General features: G+C 66.7%; 16 protein-coding genes and 3 rRNA genes. 6 read left to right on the forward strand and 13 right to left on the reverse strand.

Going from position 1 to position 25,306, the window contains the following annotated elements; genetic code table 11:
- Positions 1-38: 38 nt before the first annotated feature.
- The 8 genes from OG798_RS12880 to OG798_RS12915 all read right to left on the reverse strand — a co-directional run bounded on the left by OG798_RS12880 (position 39) and on the right by OG798_RS12915 (position 10,779).
- Entirely contained in the window at positions 39-881 is an 843-nt protein-coding gene (locus OG798_RS12880; RefSeq protein WP_095855891.1) for a DUF881 domain-containing protein, read from the reverse strand.
- 5 nt (positions 882-886) lie between these two features.
- Positions 887-1,219, reverse strand: coding sequence for a small basic family protein (locus OG798_RS12885; RefSeq protein ID WP_003988855.1), 333 nt, complete (start codon positions 1,217-1,219; stop codon positions 887-889).
- Positions 1,216-2,052 (reverse strand): DUF881 domain-containing protein, encoded by an 837-nt coding sequence (locus OG798_RS12890; RefSeq protein ID WP_328757008.1) that lies wholly within the window; start codon positions 2,050-2,052, stop codon positions 1,216-1,218. The genes OG798_RS12885 and OG798_RS12890 overlap by 4 nt, the downstream gene beginning before the upstream one ends.
- 167 nt (positions 2,053-2,219) lie before the next feature.
- A complete protein-coding gene (locus OG798_RS12895; protein ID WP_095855889.1) occupies positions 2,220-4,715 on the reverse strand; it encodes a mannose-1-phosphate guanyltransferase in 2,496 nt (831 codons plus the stop codon).
- 116 nt (positions 4,716-4,831) lie between these two features.
- Positions 4,832-5,440 carry a CDP-alcohol phosphatidyltransferase family protein gene (locus OG798_RS12900; RefSeq protein ID WP_054229135.1) on the reverse strand — a complete coding sequence of 203 codons (609 nt, stop codon included), beginning with the start codon at positions 5,438-5,440 and terminating at the stop codon, positions 4,832-4,834.
- A 166-nt stretch (positions 5,441-5,606) separates the two neighbouring features.
- Positions 5,607-5,723 (reverse strand): 5S ribosomal RNA (gene rrf / locus OG798_RS12905).
- Positions 5,724-5,815: 92 nt separating this feature from the next.
- A 23S ribosomal RNA gene (locus tag OG798_RS12910) occupies positions 5,816-8,937 on the reverse strand.
- Positions 8,938-9,253: 316 nt separating this feature from the next.
- Positions 9,254-10,779, reverse strand: a 16S ribosomal RNA gene (locus OG798_RS12915).
- Together the 16S, 23S and 5S rRNA genes form the textbook arrangement of a ribosomal RNA operon.
- A 686-nt stretch (positions 10,780-11,465) precedes the next feature.
- On the opposite strand from OG798_RS12915, the gene OG798_RS12920 reads away from it, so the two are divergent.
- Together OG798_RS12920 and ptsP are read left to right on the forward strand one after the other, a co-directional pair.
- Positions 11,466-11,915, forward strand: a complete 450-nt coding sequence (locus OG798_RS12920; protein ID WP_099923862.1) for a PTS sugar transporter subunit IIA — start codon at positions 11,466-11,468, stop codon at positions 11,913-11,915.
- A gap of 83 nt (positions 11,916-11,998) precedes the next feature.
- Positions 11,999-13,669, forward strand: coding sequence for a phosphoenolpyruvate--protein phosphotransferase (gene ptsP / locus OG798_RS12925; RefSeq protein ID WP_095855885.1), 1,671 nt, complete (start codon positions 11,999-12,001; stop codon positions 13,667-13,669).
- A 68-nt stretch (positions 13,670-13,737) separates the two neighbouring features.
- On the opposite strand, the gene OG798_RS12930 is transcribed toward ptsP, so the two are convergent.
- Positions 13,738-14,631, reverse strand: a complete 894-nt coding sequence (locus tag OG798_RS12930; RefSeq protein WP_121416774.1) for a hypothetical protein — start codon at positions 14,629-14,631, stop codon at positions 13,738-13,740.
- Between the two features lie 22 nt (positions 14,632-14,653).
- The gene (locus OG798_RS12935) at positions 14,654-15,862 is read right to left on the reverse strand and encodes an MFS transporter (RefSeq protein ID WP_121416773.1); all 1,209 of its coding nucleotides are present in this window, start codon (positions 15,860-15,862) and stop codon (positions 14,654-14,656) included.
- 111 nt (positions 15,863-15,973) lie between these two features.
- On the opposite strand from OG798_RS12935, the gene OG798_RS12940 reads away from it, so the two are divergent.
- Positions 15,974-17,293 carry an aminotransferase class I/II-fold pyridoxal phosphate-dependent enzyme gene (locus tag OG798_RS12940; RefSeq protein ID WP_328757009.1) on the forward strand — a complete coding sequence of 440 codons (1,320 nt, stop codon included), beginning with the start codon at positions 15,974-15,976 and terminating at the stop codon, positions 17,291-17,293.
- Here the strand turns inward: OG798_RS12940 and OG798_RS12945 are convergent, their stop codons facing one another.
- Complete coding sequence (locus OG798_RS12945; protein ID WP_328757011.1) at positions 17,294-19,261, reverse strand: acetoacetate--CoA ligase; 1,968 nt, start codon at positions 19,259-19,261, stop codon at positions 17,294-17,296.
- 204 nt (positions 19,262-19,465) lie between these two features.
- Between OG798_RS12945 and OG798_RS12950 the strand changes: the two genes are divergently transcribed.
- The gene (locus OG798_RS12950) at positions 19,466-21,832 is read left to right on the forward strand and encodes a glycoside hydrolase family 31 protein (protein WP_328757012.1); all 2,367 of its coding nucleotides are present in this window, start codon (positions 19,466-19,468) and stop codon (positions 21,830-21,832) included.
- Positions 21,833-21,860: 28 nt separating this feature from the next.
- On the opposite strand, the gene OG798_RS12955 is transcribed toward OG798_RS12950, so the two are convergent.
- Together OG798_RS12955 and OG798_RS12960 are read right to left on the reverse strand one after the other, a co-directional pair.
- Positions 21,861-22,397 (reverse strand): NUDIX domain-containing protein, encoded by a 537-nt coding sequence (locus tag OG798_RS12955; protein WP_328757013.1) that lies wholly within the window; start codon positions 22,395-22,397, stop codon positions 21,861-21,863.
- Positions 22,398-22,523: 126 nt separating this feature from the next.
- Positions 22,524-23,333, reverse strand: a complete 810-nt coding sequence (locus OG798_RS12960) for a M15 family metallopeptidase (RefSeq protein ID WP_121416769.1) — start codon at positions 23,331-23,333, stop codon at positions 22,524-22,526.
- A 295-nt stretch (positions 23,334-23,628) separates the two neighbouring features.
- On the opposite strand from OG798_RS12960, the gene OG798_RS12965 reads away from it, so the two are divergent.
- Positions 23,629-24,054: a Zn-ribbon domain-containing OB-fold protein gene (locus OG798_RS12965; RefSeq protein WP_095855877.1), complete on the forward strand. Its 426-nt coding sequence runs from the start codon at positions 23,629-23,631 to the stop codon at positions 24,052-24,054.
- Positions 24,055-24,082: 28 nt separating this feature from the next.
- Positions 24,083-25,273 (forward strand): lipid-transfer protein, encoded by a 1,191-nt coding sequence (locus OG798_RS12970; RefSeq protein WP_328757015.1) that lies wholly within the window; start codon positions 24,083-24,085, stop codon positions 25,271-25,273.
- Positions 25,274-25,306: the final 33 nt, after the last annotated feature.

A 25,306-nucleotide genomic window follows, 5' to 3' on the forward strand; every position in this document is an offset into this window, starting at 1 on the left:
CTCATGCCCTCGCCGGACGACGCCCATGCACCCCCGGTTCACTGGGAGGACGACCGAGCGTAGTCAGGCTGCTTCGCAGCCCGCAAGGCGTCCACAATGATCTTCGTCGCACGCTCCACCGTGACGGTGGCCTGCTCCTTCTCGAGAGTCTGCACCACACCCCCGGGGATGTTGAGCGCCGGCTCAAGGTCCTGCGGCTTACCGATGACCTTGAAACGATAGGGCTGGGTGATCTTGTTCCCGTCGACGCTCACGCCCTTGCCGGAGTCCGCCAGATAGGTGCTGGCGACGACCCGTACACCGTTCACCTCGATCGCCTCCGCGCCGGCGGCGCGTAGTTCCTGGATCGCGTCAAGCAGCATGTCGGCCTTGACCGTCCCCTTCGTGTCGTTGATCGTCAGCGTGATGCCGGGTCCCTGCGCCGCCACCGTGCCCGCCAGAATGCCGAGTTGCTTCTCCTTCTCGGCGGTCTGCTTGCGGGCCTCCGCGGCCTGGTTCGAGCTGTTCTCCAGCTCGGTGCGCTGATCTTCGAGACCCTGCTTCTCGTCTTCTAGACGCTGCGTACGGTTGTCGAGTTCATCGAGGATGCGTACGAGATCTTCCTGGCGCGCGCCGCGCAGGGCGCTGCCGCTGTCACTGTTGGAGGCCACCTGGACGGCCAGACCGAAGCCGAGGCCGAACAGAAGCAGGGCGACGATGAGTTGCGCGCGGGTGACCCGCGGCGGCCACACCCCCTTCACCAGCCGCTGCCGGCCGGTCAGCGACGGCTCGTCCTTCTCGTCACGCTGCTCGGACTCCGAACTCTCGGGAGCCTCGGCCGGGACCTCTTCGGGAAGCTCCCTGCGCAGCCGGTTCTCGGGCGTCTCGCCTTCGTTGCTCATCGGCCTCACGCCCGGAAGACGTGCCGGCGGATCGCCGCGGCGTTGGAGAAGATGCGGATGCCGAGGACGACCACGACGCCGGTGGAGAGTTGGGCGCCCACGCCCAACTTGTCGCCCAGGAAGACGATCAGCGCGGCCACGACCACGTTCGACAGGAAGGAGACCACGAAGACCTTGTCGTCGAAGATGCCGTCGAGCATCGCCCGCAGCCCTCCGAAGACGGCGTCCAGCGCCGCCACGACGGCGATCGGAAGGTAAGGCTCGACGACCGCCGGAACCTCGGGCCGGACCAACAATCCAGCCACGACTCCCACGACGAGGCCCAGTACGGCGATCACGATGTGCCCTTCTCTGTGCTCGGCTGCGCTGTACGTACGATCACACTCGGTGCGGCGGACAACTGGACGTCCTTTTCGACGGAAATGGCGGTCCGGATGCCGTAGTTCTCCTGCAAGGCGTGCAGATACAGGCCGTCGGCACTGTTCTGGAACCTGGTGCTGAGCCGCTCGCCGTCCCCCACCGCCAGCACCGTGTAGGGCGGCACCAGCGGTTTGTTGTCGACCAGTATCGCGTCACCCGCTGCCCTGATCGCCGACAGTGCCGTCAGCCGTTGCCCGTTGATCGAGACGGCCTCCGCGCCGGACTCCCAGAGCCCGTTGACGACCCGCTGCATGTCACGGTCGCGGACGCGCCCGGTGTCGGAGAACCCACTGGTCTCACGAGGATTGCCGTCGCCGCCCTCGGTGGCTTCCTTGGCGTCGTCCACGACGAGCTTCGCACCGGGGCCGTGAACGGCGACGGCACCCGACAGGACGCCCACCAGATCGGCCTGGCCGCTGCCCCCCTGCTTCTTCAACGCCTCGTTCTGCCGGGCGCTCACATCGTCGCGCAGGGTGTCGACGCCGCTCTCGAGCTTGTCCGCGGCCGCGGTCTCTCGCTCGACGCGGTCGATGAGTTCCTGACGCTCCTTGGCGACGACCGGTGCCGCGATCCGCGCGTTCGCCGCGCCCACGGTCACCACCAGGGCCGCGAGGACGAGACCGGCCGCGAGGCCCAGCTTCGCCCGCACCGTCTTCGGCATGCCGCCGGCGCCCTCGGTCTGCTTACGGGCGGCGGCCTCGGCGTATCCGTCGTCGAGGCTGTGATCCATGACGTTCGTGAGCAGCGACATGGAGGCGTCCGGGCGCGGGGGGCGCGGAGGTGTGCTCCGAATGGGGGGCTGCTGCGGCATGCCGCACATCGTCGCACGTCGCGGGCGCTACCTCCGAATGGCCCCACCGGCGTGCCGGACAGGCCCCTTTGGGGGCACTTGTCCGGCACGCGCGTGTGCTGTCCGTTTCAGCGACCTGCGCTGTCCACGACGGCCGCCCACTCGTCGAGCAGGGCCTCCGCGGACGCGTCGTCAGGCCCCTCCGCCCACAGATGCGTCACCGCCTCGGCGGGGTCGGGAAGCACCATCACCCAGCGCCCGTCCGTCTCCACGACCCGTACGCCGTCGGTCGTGTCCACGAACCGGTCCCCGGCCGCCTCCACGACCCGGCGCATCACCAGGCCCTTGACGGCCCAAGGAGTGGCCAGGTCGCGCTTGAGGACATGCGCCCGCGGGATCCGCGCGTCGATCTGGCTCAGCGTGAGCTGCGTCCGCGCCACCAGCCCGATCAGTCGTACGAAAGCCGCCGCGCCGTCGAAGACGCTGCTGAACTCCGGAATGATGAATCCGCCGCGCCCGTCACCGCCGAAGATCGTCGACTCCTCGCGTCCGACCCTCGTCAGATCGTCCGGAGACGTCGTCGTCCACTCCACCTGCGTCCCGTGGTACGCCGCCACCTGCTCGGCGATCCGCGTGGTGGTCACCGGCAGCGCCACCCGCCCACTGCGCCGCTCCGCGGCCACCAGGTCGAGCAGCACGAGCAGGGCCCGGTCGTCCTCGACGATCCGCCCCTTCTCGTCGACGAGCGAGAGCCGCTCGCCCACCGGGTCGAAACGCACCCCGAACGCGGCCCGCGCGGACGCGACGATCTCGCCCAGCCGCACCAGGCCTGCCCGCCGCGTGTCCGACGTCTCCGTGGGCCTGGATTCGTCGAGACCGGGATTGATGGTCAGGGAGTCCACACCGAGCTTGCCCAACAGACTGGGCAGCACCAGCCCCGCACTGCCGTTCGAGGCGTCCACGACCACCTTCAGACCGGATTCGGTGATACCGGTGGTGTCGACATTTCTGAGCAGTGATCCGGTGTACGAATCGAAGACGCTGGCGGGGAAGTGCAGATCCCCGATCTCCCCCGGGAACGCACGCCGGTACTCCTGCCGCGCGAACACCCGGTCGAGCTTGCGCTGCCCCCCTTGCGACAGGTCGGCACCTTGTCCGTCGAAGAACATGATGTCGACGGAGTCCGGTACCCCGGGCGTCGTACGGATCATGATCCCGCCCGCACTGCCCCTGGCGGTCTGCTGACGAGCCACTGGCAGCGGTACGTTCTCCAGATCGCGTACGTCGATGGCGCTGGCCTGCAGCGCCGAGATGACCGCCCGCTTCAGCGCACGGGCGCCTCGGGAGTGGTCGCGGGCCGTGGTGACGGTGGAGCCCTTCTTGAGCGTCGTCGCGTACGCCCCCGCCAGGCGCACGGCGAGCTCCGGAGTGATCTCCACGTTCAGGATTCCGGTGACACCGCGGGCGCCGAAAAGATGCGCCTGACCGCGCGACTCCCAGATCACCGAGGTGTTGACGAAGGCTCCGGCCTCGATGGTCTTGAACGGATAGACGCGTACGTTCCCCTGGATGATCGATTCTTCACCGACGAGGCATTCGTCGCCGATGACTGCGCCGTCCTCGATCCTCGCGGCCCGCATGATGTCGGTGTTCTTCCCGATCACGCAGCCCCGCAAATTGCTGTGCTGGCCGATGTACACGTTGTCGTGGACCACGGCCCTGTGCAGAAAGGCCCCGCTCTTGACGACGACGTTGGAGCCGACGACGGTGTGCTCACGGATTTCGGCGTCCGCTTCGACCTTGGCGTAGTCGCCGATGTAGAGCGGGCCGCGCAGTACGGCGTCGGGATGCACTTCGGCGCCTTCGGCAACCCATACGCCCGGGGAGATCTCGAAACCGTCGATCTCGACGTCGACCTTGCCCTCGAGGACGTCGGCCTGCGCCTTCACATAGCTCTCGTGGGTGCCGACGTCCTCCCAGTAGCCCTCGGCGATATAGCCGAAGACCGGCTTGCCCTCCTTCATCAGCTGAGGGAAGACATCACCGGACCAGTCGACCGAGACATCGGCCTCGACGTAGTCGAAGACTTCGGGCTCCATCACGTAGATACCCGTGTTGACGGTGTCGGAGAAGACCTGGCCCCAGGTGGGTTTCTCCAGGAAGCGCTCGACCTTGCCCTCTTCGTCCACGATGGTGATGCCGAATTCAAGGGGGTTCGGCACACGCGTCAGACAGACGGTGACCATCGCACCCTTTTCCTTGTGGAAATTGATGAGGTCGGTGAGATCGAAGTCGGTCAGGGCGTCACCGGAGATCACCAGGAAAGTGTCGTCCTTCAACGCCTCCTCGGCGTTCTTGACGCTCCCGGCGGTACCGAGTGGCTTCTCCTCATTGGCATAGGTGAGCTCCATACCGAGCTCTTCGCCGTCACCGAAGTAGTTCTTGACCAATGAGGCCAAGAACTGGACAGTAACGACGGTCTCGTTGAGCCCATGCCTTTTGAGCAGCCGCAGCACGTGCTCCATGATCGGGCGGTTCACCACCGGCAGGAGCGGCTTGGGCATGCTTGAGGTCATGGGACGAAGGCGTGTGCCTTCGCCTCCGGCCATCACGACGGCCTTCATGTCGGAAGCGTCCTCCTTGAAGAGACGACGGTCTAGCCGACTTCACCCGTCCTGATTGTCCCGCAGTTTTCGAGTGCGGGCCATCCGGGCACTTCAGCTGCCCCAACGGGCCGAGCTCAATCGGCCATGGCGTCCGCCCTGAGAAGCCGGCGGACCTGGACCACGTAGAGGACTCCTGCCCACCAATAGAGGGTTGTACCCCACCCGGCGAACGCCCATCCGAAAATCGCGGCGAGTGACGCGAGCCATCCGCTTCCATCGCTGAGCAGCAACAGAGGGAAGGCGTACATCAGGTTGAAGGTGGCCGCCTTCCCGAGGAAGTTCACCTGCAACGGCGGATAGCCGTGACGCCGGAGGACTGCCACGACCACCAGCAGAACCAGCTCACGCGCCAGAAGCACAGCCGTCAACCACAGCGGCAGAATCTCGCGCCAGGTGAGCCCCACAAGAGTGGAGAGAATGTAGAGCCGGTCCGCCGCGGGATCAAGCAGCCGGCCGAGGCTGCTGATTTGATTCCAGCGCCGCGCGAGCTTCCCGTCGAGATAGTCACTGACGCCGCTCAGCATGAGCACGAGCAGCGCCCAGCCATCACTCTTGGGACCGCCGAACTCGGGCCGGAGGATCAGCCACAGGAAGACGGGTACGCCGACGAGGCGCGCCATGCTGAGGATGTTCGGGATGGTGAGGACCCGGTCCGTCTGGACGCGGGTCTCCTGGACCTCCACCCGGGGGCCTCCTGTGGGAAACGAGCCAACGATGCCCCCTGACCTTACCCGCAGCGCTCGCGTCGAGGTGCGGAGGGGTGGCGGAGCCACCGCGAAAACAGACCTGACCCCGAACGCAGAAAACCCCCGTACCGATTTCCCGGTACGGGGGTTCTCCCTACAATTAGTTCGGCGGCGTCCTACTCTCCCACAGGGTCCCCCCTGCAGTACCATCGGCGCTGTGAGGCTTAGCTTCCGGGTTCGGAATGTAACCGGGCGTTTCCCTCACGCTATGACCACCGAAACACTATGAAACTGTAACTACCGCACCATTGCCGTGGCCCGACAACGGGGTTGTTCGTGGTTTCAGAACCAACACAGTGGACGCGAGCAACTGAGGACAAGCCCTCGGCCTATTAGTACCGGTCACCTCCAGCGGTTACCCGCCTTCCAGATCCGGCCTATCAACCCAGTCGTCTACTGGGAGCCTTAACCCCTCAAAGGGGGTGGGAATACTCATCTCGAAGCAGGCTTCCCGCTTAGATGCTTTCAGCGGTTATCCCTCCCGAACGTAGCCAACCAGCCATGCCCTTGGCAGGACAACTGGCACACCAGAGGTTCGTCCGTCCCGGTCCTCTCGTACTAGGGACAGCCCTTCTCAATATTCCTACGCGCGCAGCGGATAGGGACCGAACTGTCTCACGACGTTCTAAACCCAGCTCGCGTACCGCTTTAATGGGCGAACAGCCCAACCCTTGGGACCGACTCCAGCCCCAGGATGCGACGAGCCGACATCGAGGTGCCAAACCATCCCGTCGATATGGACTCTTGGGGAAGATCAGCCTGTTATCCCCGGGGTACCTTTTATCCGTTGAGCGACGGCGCTTCCACAAGCCACCGCCGGATCACTAGTCCCGACTTTCGTCCCTGCTCGACCCGTCGGTCTCACAGTCAAGCTCCCTTGTGCACTTACACTCAACACCTGATTACCAACCAGGCTGAGGGAACCTTTGGGCGCCTCCGTTACTCTTTAGGAGGCAACCGCCCCAGTTAAACTACCCATCAGACACTGTCCCTGATCCGGATCACGGACCCAGGTTAGACATCCAGCACGACCAGAGTGGTATTTCAACGACGACTCCCCCTGAGCTGGCGCTCAGAGTTCAAAGTCTCCCACCTATCCTACACAAGCCGAACCGAACACCAATATCAAACTGTAGTAAAGGTCCCGGGGTCTTTCCGTCCTGCTGCGCGAAACGAGCATCTTTACTCGTAGTGCAATTTCACCGGGCCTATGGTTGAGACAGTCGAGAAGTCGTTACGCCATTCGTGCAGGTCGGAACTTACCCGACAAGGAATTTCGCTACCTTAGGATGGTTATAGTTACCACCGCCGTTTACTGGCGCTTAAGTTCTCAGCTTCGCCACCCCGAAGAGTGACTAACCGGTCCCCTTAACGTTCCAGCACCGGGCAGGCGTCAGTCCGTATACATCGCCTTACGGCTTCGCACGGACCTGTGTTTTTAGTAAACAGTCGCTTCTCGCTGGTCTCTGCGGCCACCCCCAGCTCACGGAGTAAATCCGATCACCGGTGATGGCCCCCCTTCTCCCGAAGTTACGGGGGCATTTTGCCGAGTTCCTTAACCATAGTTCACCCGAACGCCTCGGTATTCTCTACCTGACCACCTGAGTCGGTTTAGGGTACGGGCCGCCATGAAACTCGCTAGAGGCTTTTCTCGACAGCATAGGATCATCCACTTCACCACAATCGGCTCGGCATCAGGTCTCAGACTATGTGTCAGGCGGATTTGCCTACCTGACGTCCTACACCCTTACCCCGGGACAACCACCGCCCGGGATGGACTACCTTCCTGCGTCACCCCATCACTCACCTACTGCAGGTCTGGTCCGTCGGCTCCACCACTCCCCTTTGCCCGAAGGCTCCGGGGCGGCTTCACGGACTTAGCATCGCCTGGTTCAATGTTTGACGCTTCACAGCGGGTACCGGAATATCAACCGGTTATCCATCGACTACGCCTGTCGGCCTCGCCTTAGGTCCCGACTTACCCTGGGCAGATCAGCTTGACCCAGGAACCCTTAGTCAATCGGCGCACACGTTTCTCACGTGTGTATCGCTACTCATGCCTGCATTCTCACTCGTGAACCGTCCACCACTGCCTTCCGGCGCGGCTTCACCCGGCACACGACGCTCCCCTACCCATCACAGCGGGCGTTGGCCCTATTGCTGCAATGACACGACTTCGGCGGTACGCTTGAGCCCCGCTACATTGTCGGCGCGGAATCACTAGACCAGTGAGCTATTACGCACTCTTTCAAGGGTGGCTGCTTCTAAGCCAACCTCCTGGTTGTCTCTGCGACTCCACATCCTTTCCCACTTAGCGTACGCTTAGGGGCCTTAGTCGATGCTCTGGGCTGTTTCCCTCTCGACCATGGAGCTTATCCCCCACAGTCTCACTGCCGCGCTCTCACTTACCGGCATTCGGAGTTTGGCTAAGGTCAGTAACCCGGTAGGGCCCATCGCCTATCCAGTGCTCTACCTCCGGCAAGAAACACACGACGCTGCACCTAAATGCATTTCGGGGAGAACCAGCTATCACGGAGTTTGATTGGCCTTTCACCCCTAACCACAGGTCATCCCCCAGGTTTTCAACCCTGGTGGGTTCGGTCCTCCACGACCTCTTACAGCCGCTTCAACCTGCCCATGGCTAGATCACTCCGCTTCGGGTCTTGAGCGCGCTACTAAACCGCCCTATTCGGACTCGCTTTCGCTACGGCTTCCCCACACGGGTTAACCTCGCAACACACCGCAAACTCGCAGGCTCATTCTTCAAAAGGCACGCAGTCACGAGGCAAGCACAAGTGCTTGCCCGACGCTCCCACGGCTTGTAGGCACACGGTTTCAGGTACTATTTCACTCCGCTCCCGCGGTACTTTTCACCATTCCCTCACGGTACTATCCGCTATCGGTCACCAGGGAATATTTAGGCTTAGCGGGTGGTCCCGCCAGATTCACACGGGATTTCTCGGGCCCCGTGCTACTTGGGTGTTTCTCAAACGAGCCGTTGACGTTTCGACTACGGGGGTCTTACCCTCTACGCCGGACCTTTCGCATGTCCTTCGCCTACATCAACGGTTTCTGACTCGTCTCACGGCCGGCAGACCGTGAAAGAGAAATCCCACAACCCCACATACGCAACCCCTGCCGGGTCTCACACGCATATGGTTTGGCCTCATCCAGTTTCGCTCGCCACTACTCCCGGAATCACGGTTGTTTTCTCTTCCTGCGGGTACTGAGATGTTTCACTTCCCCGCGTTCCCTCCACATACCCTATGTGTTCAGGTATGGGTGACAGCCCATGACGACTGCCGGGTTTCCCCATTCGGAAACCCCCGGATCAAAGCCTGGTTGACGACTCCCCGGGGACTATCGTGGCCTCCCACGTCCTTCATCGGTTCCTGGTGCCAAGGCATCCACCGTGCGCCCTTAAAAACTTGGCCACAGATGCTCGCGTCCACTGTGCAGTTCTCAAACAACGACCAACCACCCATCACCCCAAACCTTCCGGTTCGAGTGCACTGGGGCCGGCACTGAAGGCAGCCAATTCGGCCGTACCTTCAGACACCCAACAGCGTGCCCGGCACCCCCGCCACTCATGATCAGCTTTCCACGCCCCGAAGAGCAGTACTCACAGCCTGAGATGACTGAAGATGCCGAATAATCAACGTTCCACCCATGAGCAACCAGCATCAGACATTCGCCGATGTACTGGCCTCTGACCTCACCCCGGAGGGATCGGTAAGAAGTGCTCCTTAGAAAGGAGGTGATCCAGCCGCACCTTCCGGTACGGCTACCTTGTTACGACTTCGTCCCAATCGCCAGTCCCACCTTCGACAGCTCCCTCCCACAAGGGGTTGGGCCACCGGCTTCGGGTGTTACCGACTTTCGTGACGTGACGGGCGGTGTGTACAAGGCCCGGGAACGTATTCACCGCAGCAATGCTGATCTGCGATTACTAGCAACTCCGACTTCATGGGGTCGAGTTGCAGACCCCAATCCGAACTGAGACAGGCTTTTTGAGATTCGCTCCGCCTCACGACTTCGCAGCTCATTGTACCTGCCATTGTAGCACGTGTGCAGCCCAAGACATAAGGGGCATGATGACTTGACGTCGTCCCCACCTTCCTCCGAGTTGACCCCGGCAGTCTCCTGTGAGTCCCCATCACCCCGAAGGGCATGCTGGCAACACAGAACAAGGGTTGCGCTCGTTGCGGGACTTAACCCAACATCTCACGACACGAGCTGACGACAGCCATGCACCACCTGTACACCGACCACAAGGGGGCGACCATCTCTGGCCGTTTCCGGTGTATGTCAAGCCTTGGTAAGGTTCTTCGCGTTGCGTCGAATTAAGCCACATGCTCCGCTGCTTGTGCGGGCCCCCGTCAATTCCTTTGAGTTTTAGCCTTGCGGCCGTACTCCCCAGGCGGGGAACTTAATGCGTTAGCTGCGGCACCGACGACGTGGAATGTCGCCAACACCTAGTTCCCACCGTTTACGGCGTGGACTACCAGGGTATCTAATCCTGTTCGCTCCCCACGCTTTCGCTCCTCAGCGTCAGTAATGGCCCAGAGATCCGCCTTCGCCACCGGTGTTCCTCCTGATATCTGCGCATTTCACCGCTACACCAGGAATTCCGATCTCCCCTACCACACTCTAGCTAGCCCGTATCGAATGCAGACCCGGGGTTAAGCCCCGGGCTTTCACACCCGACGTGACAAGCCGCCTACGAGCTCTTTACGCCCAATAATTCCGGACAACGCTTGCGCCCTACGTATTACCGCGGCTGCTGGCACGTAGTTAGCCGGCGCTTCTTCTGCAGGTACCGTCACTTTCGCTTCTTCCCTGCTGAAAGAGGTTTACAACCCGAAGGCCGTCATCCCTCACGCGGCGTCGCTGCATCAGGCTTTCGCCCATTGTGCAATATTCCCCACTGCTGCCTCCCGTAGGAGTCTGGGCCGTGTCTCAGTCCCAGTGTGGCCGGTCGCCCTCTCAGGCCGGCTACCCGTCGTCGCCTTGGTGAGCCACTACCTCACCAACAAGCTGATAGGCCGCGGGCTCATCCTTCACCGCCGGAGCTTTTAACCCACCCAGATGCCCGGGCAGGTGTTATCCGGTATTAGACCCCGTTTCCAGGGCTTGTCCCAGAGTGAAGGGCAGATTGCCCACGTGTTACTCACCCGTTCGCCACTAATCCACCCCGAAGGGCTTCATCGTTCGACTTGCATGTGTTAAGCACGCCGCCAGCGTTCGTCCTGAGCCAGGATCAAACTCTCCGTGAATGTTTTCCCGTAATCGGGACGACACCACGAGAGCGGAACCAAGGAGAGGAATAATCCCCCCGGTTCACAGCGTCCTCGCTGTGCGCCTGCCAGGCAGTGCCCGGCAGGACTTTTTCAAAGGAACCTCGCCCCAGCCGATCGGCCGGAGACGGGGTATCAACATATCTGGCGTTGATTTTTGGCACGCTGTTGAGTTCTCAAGGAACGGACGCTTCCTTTGTACTCACCCTCTCGGGCTTTCCTCCGGGCGCTTCCCTTCGGTCCTGCTGTCTTGCTTTGTTCTTGCGTTTCCGACTCTATCAGACCGTTTCCCGATCCGATTTCCTCGGCGCTTTCCAGGTTTCCGCTTTCGCGTTTCCCTTTCCGGCGGTCCAAACACTATCAGCGATTTTCCGTCTCTCTGACCACGGCTCTGCGGACATGCAGAACCAGACCCCGAGATAGGATCTGACAAGTTGGGTGCTGCCAGGCAAGGACGCTTGGTCGCGTCGCTCGGCCTCAAGCAGGAGTACGACTCTACATGGGGGTTTGGAGCGCGCGCAAATCGTTTGCGCGGTGTTCTAGGGCCGCCAACCGGGACCTCTCATGCGGAACCGGCAGTTCATATGACATACCCTGCTCAACAGTGCGCCGTCCGGTACAGGCAGTGACGGCCCATATGAATCTCCACCCCTGGGAGGCTTCCCATGACCATCGTGACGTCCCCTCTTGCAGGACGTGCCATCGGACTCACCGCGGTACCGGATCCCGTCTTCTCCGGAGCGATGGTAGGCCCCGGCACGGCGATCGACCCCGTGCGTGAGCCCGGGGAGGCTGTCGCCCCCGTGGACGGGGTGATCGTCTCGCTTCACCCGCACGCCTTCGTCGTCGTCGACGCAGAGGGCCATGGCGTGCTCACCCACCTGGGCATCGACACAGTGCAGCTCAATGGCGAGGGCTTCGAACTCCTCGTCAACAAGGGTGACACCGTGACGCGCGGTCAGGCCGTCGTGCGCTGGAATCCGGCCGCCGTCGAGGTGGCCGGCAAGTCCCCGATCTGCCCGATCGTGGCGCTCGAGGCAACGGCCGACTCCCTCTCCGATCTCCGCGAGGACGGCGACGTGAAGGCCGGCGACGCCCTTTTCAGCTGGCAGTGACACCAACAGCGCTGCCGTCATGGACGGCAGGTTCGAAAACCACCGCGGCGGCGGGACGCGCCGCACTACCGGAGACGGGTGAGATGGAGACAACGCTGCGAGGCGTCGGCGTGAGCCACGGTGTGGCGATCGGCGAGGTTCGGCACATGGGAACGGCGGTGCTTGAGCCGCCTGCCAAGCAGATCCCGGCGGAGGACGCGGAGCGCGAACAGGGGCGCGCCCGTAAGGCCGTCGAGGCTGTGGCGGCCGATCTGATGGCGCGCGGCAATCTGGCGGGGGGCGAAGCCCAGGCGGTGCTCGAGGCGCAGGCCATGATGGCCCAGGACCCCGAGCTGATGGCGGACGTGGATCGGCGTATCGCGGTCGGCAGCACGGCCGAGCGTGCCGTCTATGACGCGTTCGCTTCCTATCGCGCGCTGCTGGCGGGTGCCGGTGAGTACCTCGCCGGTCGTGTGGCCGACCTCGACGATGTGCGGAACCGTATCGTCGCCCGGTTGCTCGGGGTGCCCATGCCGGGCGTCCCCGACAGCGACGAGCCATACGTCCTTATTGCTCGTGACCTTGCGCCCGCGGACACGGCGCTGCTCGACCCCACTCTCGTCCTCGGCTTCGTCACCGAGGAGGGCGGGCCGACCAGCCACAGCGCGATCCTGGCTCGGGCGCTCGGGGTGCCCGCGGTCGTCGCGCTCCCCGGCGCCGGAGAGCTCGCCGAAGGCACGGTGGTCGCCGTGGACGGCAGCACCGGTGAGATCTTCGTGGAGCCGAGCGCCGAGAAGCGGGCGCAGTTGGAGGCCGCGGCTGCCGAGCGGAAGGCGGCGCTGTCTGCCTCGACCGGACCGGGTGCCACCTCCGACGGACACAAGGTGCCACTGCTGGCCAATGTCGGCGGACCCGCCGATGTGCCGGCCGCCGTCGAGGCCGGGGCCGAGGGTGTCGGTCTGTTCCGTACCGAGTTCCTCTTCCTGGACGACAGCAAGCAGGCGCCGTCCGAGGAGAAGCAGGTAGAGGCGTACCGGCAGGTGCTGGAGGCGTTCCCCGAGGGGCGTGTCGTGGTGCGGGTGCTGGACGCGGGCGCGGACAAGCCGCTGGAGTTCCTCACTCCGGCCGACGAGCCGAACCCGGCACTGGGTGTACGAGGTCTGCGCACCCTGCTCGACCACCCCGATGTCCTGCGTACGCAGCTGACGGCGCTCGCGAAGGCCGCGGAGGGGCTGCCGGTCTACCTCGAGGTCATGGCGCCGATGGTCGCCGACCGCATCGACGCCAAGGCGTTCGCGGACGCGTGCCGTGCCGCCGGGCTGAAGGCGAAGTTCGGCGCGATGGTGGAGATTCCGTCGGCCTCGCTGCGGGCTCGCTCGATCCTCCAGGAGGTCGAGTTCCTGTCGCTGGGGACCAATGACCTCGCGCAGTACACCTTCGCCGCCGACCGGCAGGTGGGCGCGGTGTCCCGCCTGCAGGACCCGTGGCAGCCCGCGCTGCTCGACCTGGTCGCCATGTCCGCCGAGGCGGCGAAGGCCGAGGGCAAGAGCTGTGGTGTCTGCGGTGAGGCTGCGTCCGATCCGCTGCTCGCGTGTGTGCTGACCGGTCTGGGGGTCACCTCCCTGTCGATGGGTGCCGCGTCCATTCCTTATGTTCGGGCGACGCTCGCCAAGTACACGCTGGCGCAGTGCGAGCGTGCCGCCGCGGCGGCACGTGCCACGGACACGGCCGACGAGGCGCGCACGGCGGCCCAGGCGGTGCTGTCCGGCGAGTAGCCGGAACTGTTCGTCGAGCGACGGTTGCTCAGGGGCGCTCCACCTGCGGGTGGGGCGCCCCTTCGCGTTCAGTGCGTGTGGCCTGTCGCCTCCCCTCCGTTGCCGAGGTCGGGTGGTACGCAGTAGTCGACGCCCGACTCCGGGGAGACCAGGTCTCCGGATGTGACATCGGTGCAGTAGGCGTCGAAGACCTCGCCTGCGGTGAGGGGTTGCAGGCCTTCTCCGCGCAGTCGCCATCCGTAGACGCGGTCGGTCGTGTCGGGGGCGGTGGTGCGCATGACGAGTCCTCCGGCGCTGCCGGTGGCAAGACCCAGGGCCAGGACGGTGGTGAATTCGAGGGCTTCCGCCTCGTCGAGGCGGGTGGTGCCCTCGGCGTCGTCGTCGGCCCGCAGCACCGCGACGAGTGTTTCGGGTGCCGCGGAGACGCTGCACACGAGATGGCGCTCGCCGGGGCTCGCGGTGTCGAGGACGCGGGTGAGCAGGTGGGAGGCGCGGGCGAAGGACGCTCGTCCGATGTCCTCTCCGCAGGACGCGCAGTTGCCGATGCGGGCCAGGAGTGTGGTCGCGTACTCCCAGGTCGCTTTGCGGACGGCTTCGTCGACGAGGTCGGGGACGAGTTCGGCGAGGGGCTGTCCCTCGTACGCGACGGTGGGGCCGGTGGCGGCGAGTTCGGCGGTGAAGCGTGTGCGGCTGGCGGCGGTGTCGGGTTCCAGGCCGTTGTGCGTGCAGAACTCCGCGTACTCCTCGGGGTCGAAGAGCGCGACGGTGGTGTGGCTGCCTTGGGCTGCCAGGGTCCTGAGCAGGGACTCCACCTGCTGGAGGTAGGTCGTGTGGTCGTTGAACGTGAAGGTGCGGTAGCGCTGCATCACCGTGAAGTCGTGCTCGTCGGTCAGCAGGCCGATGGTGCCGGCGATTTCGCGGCGCAGGACGCGTCGCATGGTCTGGTGCTCGGTGTGCGCCATGTTTCCCCCTGTGCGCAGTCGATCAATGCTCACTCACAGTAACTGGCGGCACTGACAACGCGGTGCGGGAGAGCTGGTCGCGCACCAGGCGGTGCTGAAACACGCAGGTCAAGGCGATGGTCGCGCCGAAGGCCGTCCAGCCGAGGGGGCCGGTCGCGATGGCCGCGGTGACGGCGAGTGGTCCGATGCTGCGCTGGGCGGACTGCGCCAGTCCATGGACGCCCAGATAGGCGCCCTGGGCCGTCCCGGGCGCGAGGGCGACGGAGAGTTCCCAGGACACGGTGGCGTGCAGCATCTCCGCCACGGTGAAGGCGACGGCCGAGGTCGTGAGGAACAGCGTGGCGGTGAAGGCTCCGCCCGTGGCCGAGAGCGCCATCGCGACGCCACCGAGAGCGAAGGCGGCGGAGAGGGGGAGAAGCAGGGAGCGCGCGGCGGCCGTCGTGGCGCCGAAGCGGGCCAGGGGGACTTGAAGGGCCACGACCATCAGGTTGTTGACAACCATGAGCAACGGGGCGAGACCGTGGGGTGCTTGGTCGGAGTGGGCGATCCAGAGCGGCAGGCCGACCTTGAACACGGCGTCGTCGAGGAAGAGGACGGTCTCGGTGGCGACGTACGCGAGATAGCCGCGGTCGCGCCAGGGGCTGGCCGGCCTGGTGGTGGGGGCCGGGTCCTTGGACGTGGCGATCGTGCGTGCGGGGGACGGCGGTTCGGCGCAGCGCACGGTGAGGAGCGCGGCGGCGACGAACGACAGCGCGTCTCCTGTCAGGAGCCACTGGTAGGCGGTGGTGGTCCCGATCGTGAGAGCGGCTGCGGCGGTGAGGCCGCCCAGGGCCCATCCGGCGTTGGCGACGGTTCTGGTGACGGCCTGATAGCGGACGCGGTCGGGTCCGGAGACGCGGGTGGCGTACAGCTTGGTGAGGACGTTGGCGGCCCGGTCGCCGAAGCTGCCGACGGCCGAGAAGGCCAGCAGCAGGGCGTAGTTGTCGGTGGTGAGCAGGGCGAGGGAGGCCAGGGCTCGCAGGATCTGCAGGGAGATCAGGACGCGGGTGAGGGGCAGGCGGTCGGCGATGCGGCCGCCGAGCGGTGCGCCGGCGATGCCGATGGCCCCCGAGACCGCGGCGAGGGTGCCGACCTGTGTCACGGACAGGCCGGTGACGTAGGTGAAGTACAGGACCGAGACGGCTGCCCACAGGCCGCTGCCGGTCCGGTCGACGAGGGCGATCCAGAGCATTCTTCGACCGTCGGGGCCTCCTGGAATGCGTGTCGACCATGCGGCTGCGCGGCTGATCGGTCCCACCGTTCCCCCTTGCTTCCACTTATGTATTGATACATACTTGGTAACGTGGCAACACAATATGGGATCAGTGGTACGACGGCCAAGGGAATTGCCTCGTCCGTCGAACGAGGCGTGGCCGAAGGTGCGTTGGGGCCGGGGGCGGCGCTGCCTCCGGTGCGCAGACTCGCCGACGAGCTCGGGGTGAGCCCGGGGACGGTCGCGACGGCGTACAAGGAACTGCGGCGGCGCGGGATCGTCGTGACGCGCGGGCGGGGCGGGACCGTGGTCGCCGCGGCTCCCTCGGTGGCGTCGCGGCGACCACCGAAAGTGCCGGACGGACTGCGGGACCTGGCGGGTGGCCACCCCGACCCTCGGCTGCTTCCGCATCTGGTGCCGCCCTCGCGGCTCTCCCCCGGCGCGCGGTCGCACCGCAGCACGCCGCGTCTGGCCCGGTTGGAGGACGCCGTGCGCGACTGGCTGCGACCGGACGGCGTGCCGACGGAACACGTGACCTTCGCACACGGCGCGCTCGATCTGATCGGGCGACTGCTGTCGGTGGAGTTGGGTCCCGGTGACGCCGTCGCGATGGAAGACCCCGGCTATCACCATCTGCTGGACCTGGTCACGGCGCTGGGGCTGCGTACGGTCCCGGTCGCCGTGGACGACCAGGGGATGCGACCCGAGGCCTTGCGCGACGCACTACGGGCCGGCGTACGAGCGGTGGTGTGCAGTCCACGGGCGCAGAATCCGTACGGCGGTCGCTTCTCGGCGGAGCGCCGGGACGCTCTGGTCGCCGTACTCCAGGAGGAACCCGATGTGCTCGTGGTGGAGAACGACCATGCGTCCGCCGTCGCCGATGCGCCTCTTCATACTTTGGCCGCGGGCGGCCTTGCGCGCTGGGTGCACGTGCGGACCGTGAGCAAGTTCCTCGGGACGGACCTGCGGTGGGCGACTGCGGCCTGCGATCCGATCACGCTGGCCCGTCACGACGGCCGAATGCTGCTCACCTCCGGCTGGGTCAGTCACCTGCTCCAGGAGACGGTGTACGGGCTGATGACGGACGACGACACCCGCGCGCTGGTCGCCCGTGCGCAGGACACGTACGCGCTGCGGCGGAACGCACTGCGACACCAACTCGCGGAACGTGGGATCCCATGCCATTCCGTGAGCGGAATGAATGTCTGGGTACCGGTGCGCGACGAGTCGGCCGTCGTCAATGGGCTGCGGTCCTACGGGTGGTGGGTCGCGGCGGGTGCGCGGTTCAGGCTCGCTTCCGCGCCCGGTGTACGGATCTCGGTCGCGGAACTCGAACCCTCCGACGCGGTACGCCTGGCCTCGGACTTCGCTGTCGTGCTCGGCGAGTCCGAGGCCACCTACGGAGGTTGATCAGCCGCGCTTGCGGGCGAGCTCTTCGTAGAAGTGCAGCAACTCGACGTTGTCCACGGAGCCGACGTTGACCGCCTTCTCCAAAGGGGCTCCCTGGAGAAGGCGCTTGACCGGAACCTCGATGCGTTTGCCCGTGAGGGTGTGCGGGACGCCGGGCACCTCGATGACCTCGTCGGGGACGTGGCGTGGCGAGAGCTGTTCGCGGATGGTCTGCTTGATGCGGTTCAGGAGGGCCTCGTCGAGCGCGGCTCCGGGGGCGAGGTGGACGAAGAGGGGCATCCAGTAGCCGCCGTCGGGCTGTTCGACACCGATGACGAGCGACTCCTTGATCTCGGGGAGGCGTTCGACCGCTTCGTAGATGTCGGCCGACCCCATGCGCACGCCCTGGCGGTTGAGCGTCGAGTCCGAGCGGCCGTGGATGACGACGGAACCGCGCGAGGTGACGGTGATCCAGTCACCGTGGCGCCACACTCCGGGATACGTGTCGAAGTAGCTGTCGTGGTAGCGGCTGCCGTCGGGATCGTTCCAGAAGCGGATGGGCATGGACGGCATCGGGTTGGTGACCACCAGCTCACCGACTTCGTCGATCAGGAGCTTGCCGCTGGGGTCCCAGGACTGGAGGTCGGTGCCGAGGCCCGGCGCCTGGAGTTCCCCGATGTACACCGGAAGCGTCGGCACCGCTCCCGCGAAGCAGGAGCACACGTCCGTGCCCCCGCTCACGGAGGCGATCCACAGATCGTCGCGGACCTCGTCGTGCAGCCAGCGGAAGCCGTCGGGCGGCAGGGGCGAGCCGGTCGTCGCGACGCACTGCACACGCGTGAGGTCGAAGTCCTGGGAGGGGTGGACGCCCGCCTTGCGGCACGCCATCACATACGCGGCGGACGTGCCGAAGAGGGTCGCTCCCGTGCGTTCGGCGATGCGCCACTGGGCACCCGTGTCGGGGTATCCGGGGCTGCCGTCGTAGAGGACGATCGTGGTGCCCGTGAGCAGGCCGGAGACGAGGAAGTTCCACATCATCCAGCCGGTGGACGTGTACCAGAAGAAGCGGTCCTCGGGGCCGAGGTCGCAGTGCAGGCCCAGTTGCTTGAGGTGCTCGACGAGGATGCCGCCCTGGGACTGGACGATGGCCTTGGGGAGGCCGGTCGTGCCGGAGGAGTAGAGCACCCACAAAGGGTGGTCGAAAGGGACCTCTTCGAAGACGGGCTCCACGTCCGCCGAGGTCAGCTCGGACCAGTTCAGGGCGCCTTCGGGGGCTTCGGTGCCGAGCAGGGGGATGTGGACGACGGCGCGCAGGGTCGGCAGTTCGCGGCGCAGCTCGGCGACCACGTCCCGGCGGTCGTGCTCCTTGCCGCCGTAGCGGTAGCCGTCGACTGTGAAGAGCACGACGGGTTCGACCTGCTGGAAGCGGTCGAGGACGCTGCGCGCGCCGAAATCGGGGGCGCAGGACGTCCAGACGGCCCCTACGGCGGCCGTGGCGAGCAGGGCGGCCACGGCCTGCGGAATGTTCGGGAGATAGCCGCTGACGCGGTCTCCCGGGCGTACCCCGAGGGCGCGCAGCTCGGCGGCCAGGGAGCCGACCTGACGGCGCAGCTCGGACCAGCTCACCGGGGTCGCCTCGTGGGTCTCGTCGACGTACAGGAGCGCTGGTTCGTCCGTGCGGGTCCCGGCCGCGCGCAGGGCGTGCTCGGCGTAGTTCAGGGTCGCCCCGGGGAACCATTCGGCGCCGGGCATCGAGCGGTCACCGAGCACGCGCGCGTAGGGGGTCGAAAACCGTACGTCGAACCACTCGGTGACGGCCTTCCAGAACGTGTCCAGTTCCCGTACCGACCAGCTGTGCAGTGCCGGGTAGCCGCCGTCGGAAGGAGCTCCGTGGTGCTCGGCCGCCCAGGCCTGGAACTTCGTGACCTGCGCCTGGGTGATGCGCCCTGGGTCGGGCTGCCAGAGCGCTGAGGGGTTCGCGGTGGACATGAATCGGCTCCCGGACTGTGTGCGTCGGTCGCGCACGAGCTGGGGTGTGCGCGTCACGCGGCTGACACGGACGATGCCATGTGATCGACTTCCGCACCAGGGTGCGCCGCAGATGGTCGTTCGCGTGAAGATGTGCCCCCATCGCGGGTGAACGGCAGTTGAACGACTCACTCATTTGGCGCAGGCAATGGCAGGGTGAGCAGCATGGACGGTCGTGACCTGGTGCGTTCGGTGAAGACGGTCGGTTCGACGGGGGCGGCCCAGGGCTTGCGTACCGTGCGGGCCGCATGGCGAAGGAGGCGTGCCGACGCCGCCGGGCTGCCGCGGCGGGGGGCCGAGCGTGCGCGGGTGCCCGGCCCGGTGGAGGGGGCGGAGCCGGGTCCCGGGGGTGGGATCGTCCGGTTCGCGCGGTCCGAGTTGCGGATCACGGTCGCGGTGAACGGGGCGGTGTTCTGGGGTTGGGACGGGGCCGCTCCGGAGCCGTCCTACGCGCTCGCGGGCCGTTGCCCGGAGCCGGACCCGCGGGCCGTCCTGGAGCCCGACAAGGACGGCGGCTGGCGGGTGGTGGCCGAACGGGTGACCGTCGTCGTCTCGCGGCACGGCGCCGTCGAGGTGCGAACCCCGGGTGGTGTGATCCTGCGCCGTGATCTGCCGCCCCGTTGGTGGGAACCGGTCGACGGGGGCGGGGCGCGGTGGATGCAGCGCTCTGAAGTGGCCGCCGACGCCCGGTTCTTCGGCCTGGGCGGGCGCGCGGCCGGTCCCAGGCTGCGTGACGGGACGTACCGGCTGTGGAACACGGATCCCGGGCACACGTTCGCGCCGGGCGACGATCCGCTGTACATCACGATGCCCGTGCAGATGGTGGTCTCCGACGCGGGTACGCATCTCGTGTTCCACGACACGTCCTGGGACGGCACGGTGCACCTGCGCGAGGGCGAGGAGGGCGCGGGGTCGGGGCACGACCGGGCGGGAACATGCGAGTTGCGGATGGACGGTGGCCCGCTGCGCTGCTGGTTGATGGTGGGCACCCCCGCGCGCGTGCTGCATGCCTGGGCCTCGCTCACCGGGGCGCCCGCGGTGCCGCCCGCGTGGGCTCTGGGGCACCATCACGCGCGCTGGGGCTTCGGCAGCGAGCAGGAGGTGCGGCGGATCGTCGCGGGCTATCAGGAGCGCGGTCTGCCGCTCGACGCGGTCCACCTGGACATCGATCACTACGACGCCCACCAGGTGTTCACGGTGGACCGGGAGCGCTTCCCCAAGCTGCCGGTGCTCGCCGAGGAGCTGCGCCGCGACGGCATCCGGCTGGTGTCGATCGTCGACCCGGCGGTCAAGTCCGAGCCGGGCAACGCGGTGTACGACAGCGGTCTCGCCGAGGACGCCTTCGTGCGGGACGGCTCGGGCCGGCTTGTGCGGGGAGTCACATGGCCCGGGGAGTCGGTCTATCCGGACTTCACGCACGCGCGTGTGCGGGAGTGGTGGGGCGGCCTCTACGAGGAGCGGCTGGCGCAGGGGTTCGCGGGTTTCTGGCACGACATGAACGAGCCGACGTCGTTCACGGCGTTCGGGGAGTCGACGCTGCCGAGGTCGGCCCGGCACTCCCTGGAGGGACGCGGCGGCGACCATCGTGAGGCGCACAACGTGTACGCCCTGGGCATGGCCCGAGCCGCGTACGAGGGCCTGCGCGAACTGGATCCCCAGGAGCGGCCGTTCCTCTTCTCGCGCTCCGGGTGGGCCGGGATGCAGCGCTACGGAGGGACCTGGTCCGGAGACGTGGCCACGGGCTGGCCCGGGCTGCGGGCCTCGCTGTCACTGGTGATGGGGCTCGGACTGTGCGGGGTTCCGTACTCGGGTCCCGATGTGGGCGGTTTCGACGGCAGCCCTTCTCCCGAGCTGTACCTGCGGTGGTTCCAGCTCGGCGCGTATCTGCCGCTGTTCCGTACGCACGCGAGTCTGCGGGCGGGTCGCCGGGAGCCATGGGAGTTCGGTGACGACGTACTGGAGCACGCGCGCGTGGCTCTCGTCGAGCGGCGGCGGCTGCTCCCGTACTTCATGACGCTGGCGCTGCTGGCGCGCCGCACGGGCGCACCCTATGTGCGGCCGCTGTGGTGGGCGGCACCGGAGGACCGGGCGCTCAGGGACTGCGAGGACGCCTTCATGCTGGGTGACTGCCTCCTTGTGGCACCGGTGCTGGATCACGGGGCCGACCGTCGTGCGGTGCAGTTGCCCCGGGGGCGTTGGTACGACACGGTCACCGAGGAGGCGTACGAGGGGCCGGCCCAGGTGTTGCTCGATGCCCCCTTGTCGCGGATTCCGGTGCTGGCGCGCGCGGGTGCCGTCGTGCCCGTCCGGGGCGACGACGGCGGTCTGGAGCTGGAGGCGTGGGCTCCGGCGCGCGGGCGTGTCGGGGGCGGGCTCGCCGTGCCGGACCCCGGCGACGGCTGGGACGAGCCCGAGCTCGAACGCTACGTGACGCGCTGGGAGGGGCAGCACGTGGTCGTGCGGCGGGACGGAGAGGGCGGAGCGGGCAAGCCGGAGTATCCGGTCCGGGTGCGGGGCCTCGGGGCGCGTTGACCGGCTCCGAGAACCCTGCGGGACCCCTTCAGACGTACCGTCCCTCGAACCATGCGCGCGCCGCCAAGGTGTGCAGCGGGAAGGCGAGCTCGGTGGGCCGGCGCAGCAGGTGCCAGCCCTCGGTCTCGTCCGTGGCGGCGGACGGCGGCAGTTCGGTGGCGGGGCGCTCCGGTAGGAGCCCGAAGAGCAGCAGGTGACCGGCGGGAGAGCTCATCGCGTCGGCGAGCCGCACCTCGCGGCTCGGCACGTCGATTCCCGTCTCCTCCTTGAGTTCCCGGACGACGGCGTGCCGCCAGTCCTCCCGGTGGTCGATGAACCCTCCGGGCAGCGCGATGCCTCCGCGCGCGGGGGCGATGGTCCGGGTGATGACGACCAGGGCGGTGCCCCTGTCGTCGTACACGGGCTGCAGGGCCACCGCGACCGGCAGCGGATTGCGGTAGGCCACGCCGCCGCAGACGGCGCAGGTGCGGGGCCAGCCGGAGTTGCCTTCTCCGTAGGGTGCTCCGCAGCTCGAACAGTGAGAGTCCGGCGCGAAGTCGGCGGGTGGGTGCGGGGTTGCTGACACGCCGCGGACTGTAGCCGATCACTTCTCGCTCGTCTTCGGGTGCCCATCAGGTGCGGGTCCAGGCGCCTGTCGATGTGCGTCTCCTGATGCGGTCCGCCCCGCCGTCACGGGGCGGACCGGCCCGGCTCAGGGGGACGAAGTCAGTGACTTCTTGGACACGGGGAAGTCGAAGTACGTGTCGGGGTAGGGCTCGGGCTTGTACGTGTAGTGCCACCACTCTTCGGCGAGGTTGACGAATCCGAGGTCTTCGAGGGTGCTCTTCAGGAGCTGCCGGTTGGCTCGCTGCACGCCCTGGATGCGTGGGTCCAGCGTGTGCGCGAGGGTGTCGAAGCAGTCGAAGCCGGTCCCCATGTCCACGGAGTTGTCCGGGAAGCGCTCGGTCTGGGGCGCGTAGCAGGGCGCGAGGGGTTCTCCGGGGACGTACGGGCGGGTCGGCTTCGCGGGGAGCCGCACGATCGTGAGGTCCATCGTCGAGCCGCGGCTGTGTCCGGACTTCTCGGCGATGTAACCATCCTCGAACAGGCGGGTCTTGTCGACCTGCGGGTAGAACTCGGCCTTCATCGCCTGGTCGTCGAGGTCCTGGGCCCAGCGCACGAAGTGGTCGACGGCGCGTTGCGGCCGGTAGCAGTCGTACACCTTGAGGGTGTAGCCCTCGTGCAGCAGTGTCACCTGAGCTTTGTGGAGGGCTTCGGCGGCGGGTCGGGTGAGGATGCAGATCGGCTGCCGGTAGCCGTCGATGCGCTCGCCGACGAAGTTGTGCGGCGTGAAGTAGCGCATCTCCTGGATGATCGTCGGGTCCACGGATCCCAGGGACACAAAGTCCTCGGGTGCCTTCGGCTGGGGCGTCGCCCGGGCGGTGGCGGAAGCGGCGGTCACGGTCAGTAAGGCGGCGAGCGTGGTCACCAGACCGCGTACGGCGGTGGAGAGTCGTGTCATGCCCCCTGCATCTATCAGGTGCGGGATCCGTCAGGGAAGGGATCACCCGCGGTCGGGCACCATCGAGTGAGGGAATCACCGGATCCCCCAACGGGCCCCGGAGCCGAACCGGGAGGTACGGCCGGAACCACCCCCGTGGGCCCCGGCCGCACCTCCCGATACTCCGACGCCCAGGAGGCCTCCACGGTTCTCTCCGTCGCGCTGCCCATTTCCCGATGCCCGTGGCACACTTCTGACGTTCCGTCAGATCCAGTGCTGTGGAGGGGTCTTGTCGCGTACACGTACACGTACACCCGTGGTCGCCGGATGGTTCGCCGGGGACGGGGACGACTTCCGTCTCCTCGGCACACGCTGCTCCGCGTGCGCCTCGGTCTTCTTCCCCCGCGAGGACGCCTTCTGCCGAAATCCGGGATGCCGCGGCGGTGAGCTGACCGAGGTTCCGCTGTCCCGGCACGGTCGCGTCTGGTCGTACACCGACAGCCGGTACCGACCTCCGTCACCGTATGTGACCGATCCGGAACTCTCGTGGGAACCCTATGCGTTGATCGCTGTGGAGCTGGAATCCGAGCGGCTCGTCGTACTCGGTCAGACGGTTCCCGGGATCACCGTCTCCGACCTGGCGGTGGGCATGGAGGTGGAGGTCGTCCCCGGTGTGCTGAACGAGGACGAGGAGACGACCTGGACGACGTGGCACTGGCGGCCGACGGGGGTGACGGCATGAAGGGCATGTGGCGTACGGGGGTGACGGCATGAGCGGTGAGGTGGCGGTGCTCGGCGCGGGCATGCACCCGTGGGGCAAGTGGGGGCGCGGATTCGTCGAGTACGGGGTCGTGGCGGCGCGTGCGGCGCTGGCCGACGCGGGGGTCGACTGGCGGGACATCGGCTCGGTCGTGGGCGCCGACACCGTGCGCGCCGGCTATCCGGGGTACGTGGCGGGAGCGACGTTCGCGAAGGCCCTGGGCTGGCAGGGAGCGCGGGTCACGAGTGTGTACGCCGCCTGTGCGTCGGGGGCGCAGGCCATCAACGCGGCGCGAGCGCAGATCCTTTCGGGCCTCGCGGACGTGGTCCTCGTGGTCGGCGCCGACGCTGCGCCCAAGGGATTCTTCCGTCCGGCGGGCGGGGACAGGCCGGACGATCCCGACTGGCTGCGGTTCCGGGTCCTCGGAGCGACGAACCCGACGTACTTCGGGCTGTACGCGCGGCGGCGGATGGCCGTGCACGGGGACACCCTGGAGGACTTCGCGCAGGTCAAGGTGAAGAACGCCGCCCTGGGGGCGCTGAACCCGAACGCGCGGTACCGCAAGAGGGTCATGGCCGAAGAGGTGGCGAGCTCCGCCGTCGTCGCCGACCCGCTGCGGCTGCTCGACATCTGTGCGACGTCCGACGGGGGCGCCGCCCTCGTACTGTCGAGCATGGATTTCGCACGACGGCACGGGGCGGCGGCCCCCGTACGGATCCGCGCGGTGTCGACGGTGACACCGCGCTACCCCAACACCGTGCTCGACCTCCCGGACATCGCCACGGACTCCGCCGTCGCCGTGGAACCCGCGGCCGGCACCTTCCGGGCCTCGATCGCGCGGGCGGCGTACGAGGAGGCGGGCATCGGCCCCGAGGACCTCTCGCTCGCCGAGGTGTACGACCTGTCCACGGCCCTGGAATTGCAGTGGTACGAGGACCTGGGGCTGTGCGGGGAGGGCGAGGCCGCGAAGCTGCTGCGGGAGGGTGCCACGTCGCTGGGCGGGCGCATACCGGTGAACGTCAGCGGCGGACTGGCCTCCTTCGGAGAGGCCATTCCGGCGCAGGCCATAGCCCAGGTGTGCGAGTTGACGTGGCAGCTGCGCGGGGACGCGGGCGACCGGCAGGTCGAGAGCGCGCGCGTGGGTATCACGGCGAACCAGGGGCTGTTCGGACACGGTTCGTCGGTCGTCGCCGTCCGCTGAGTCGGCGGCCGGCCGAATGCACCGCGTCCAGGG

This window comes from Streptomyces sp. NBC_00271 (assembly GCF_036178845.1).
Taxonomy (GTDB): Bacteria; Actinomycetota; Actinomycetes; order Streptomycetales; family Streptomycetaceae; genus Streptomyces.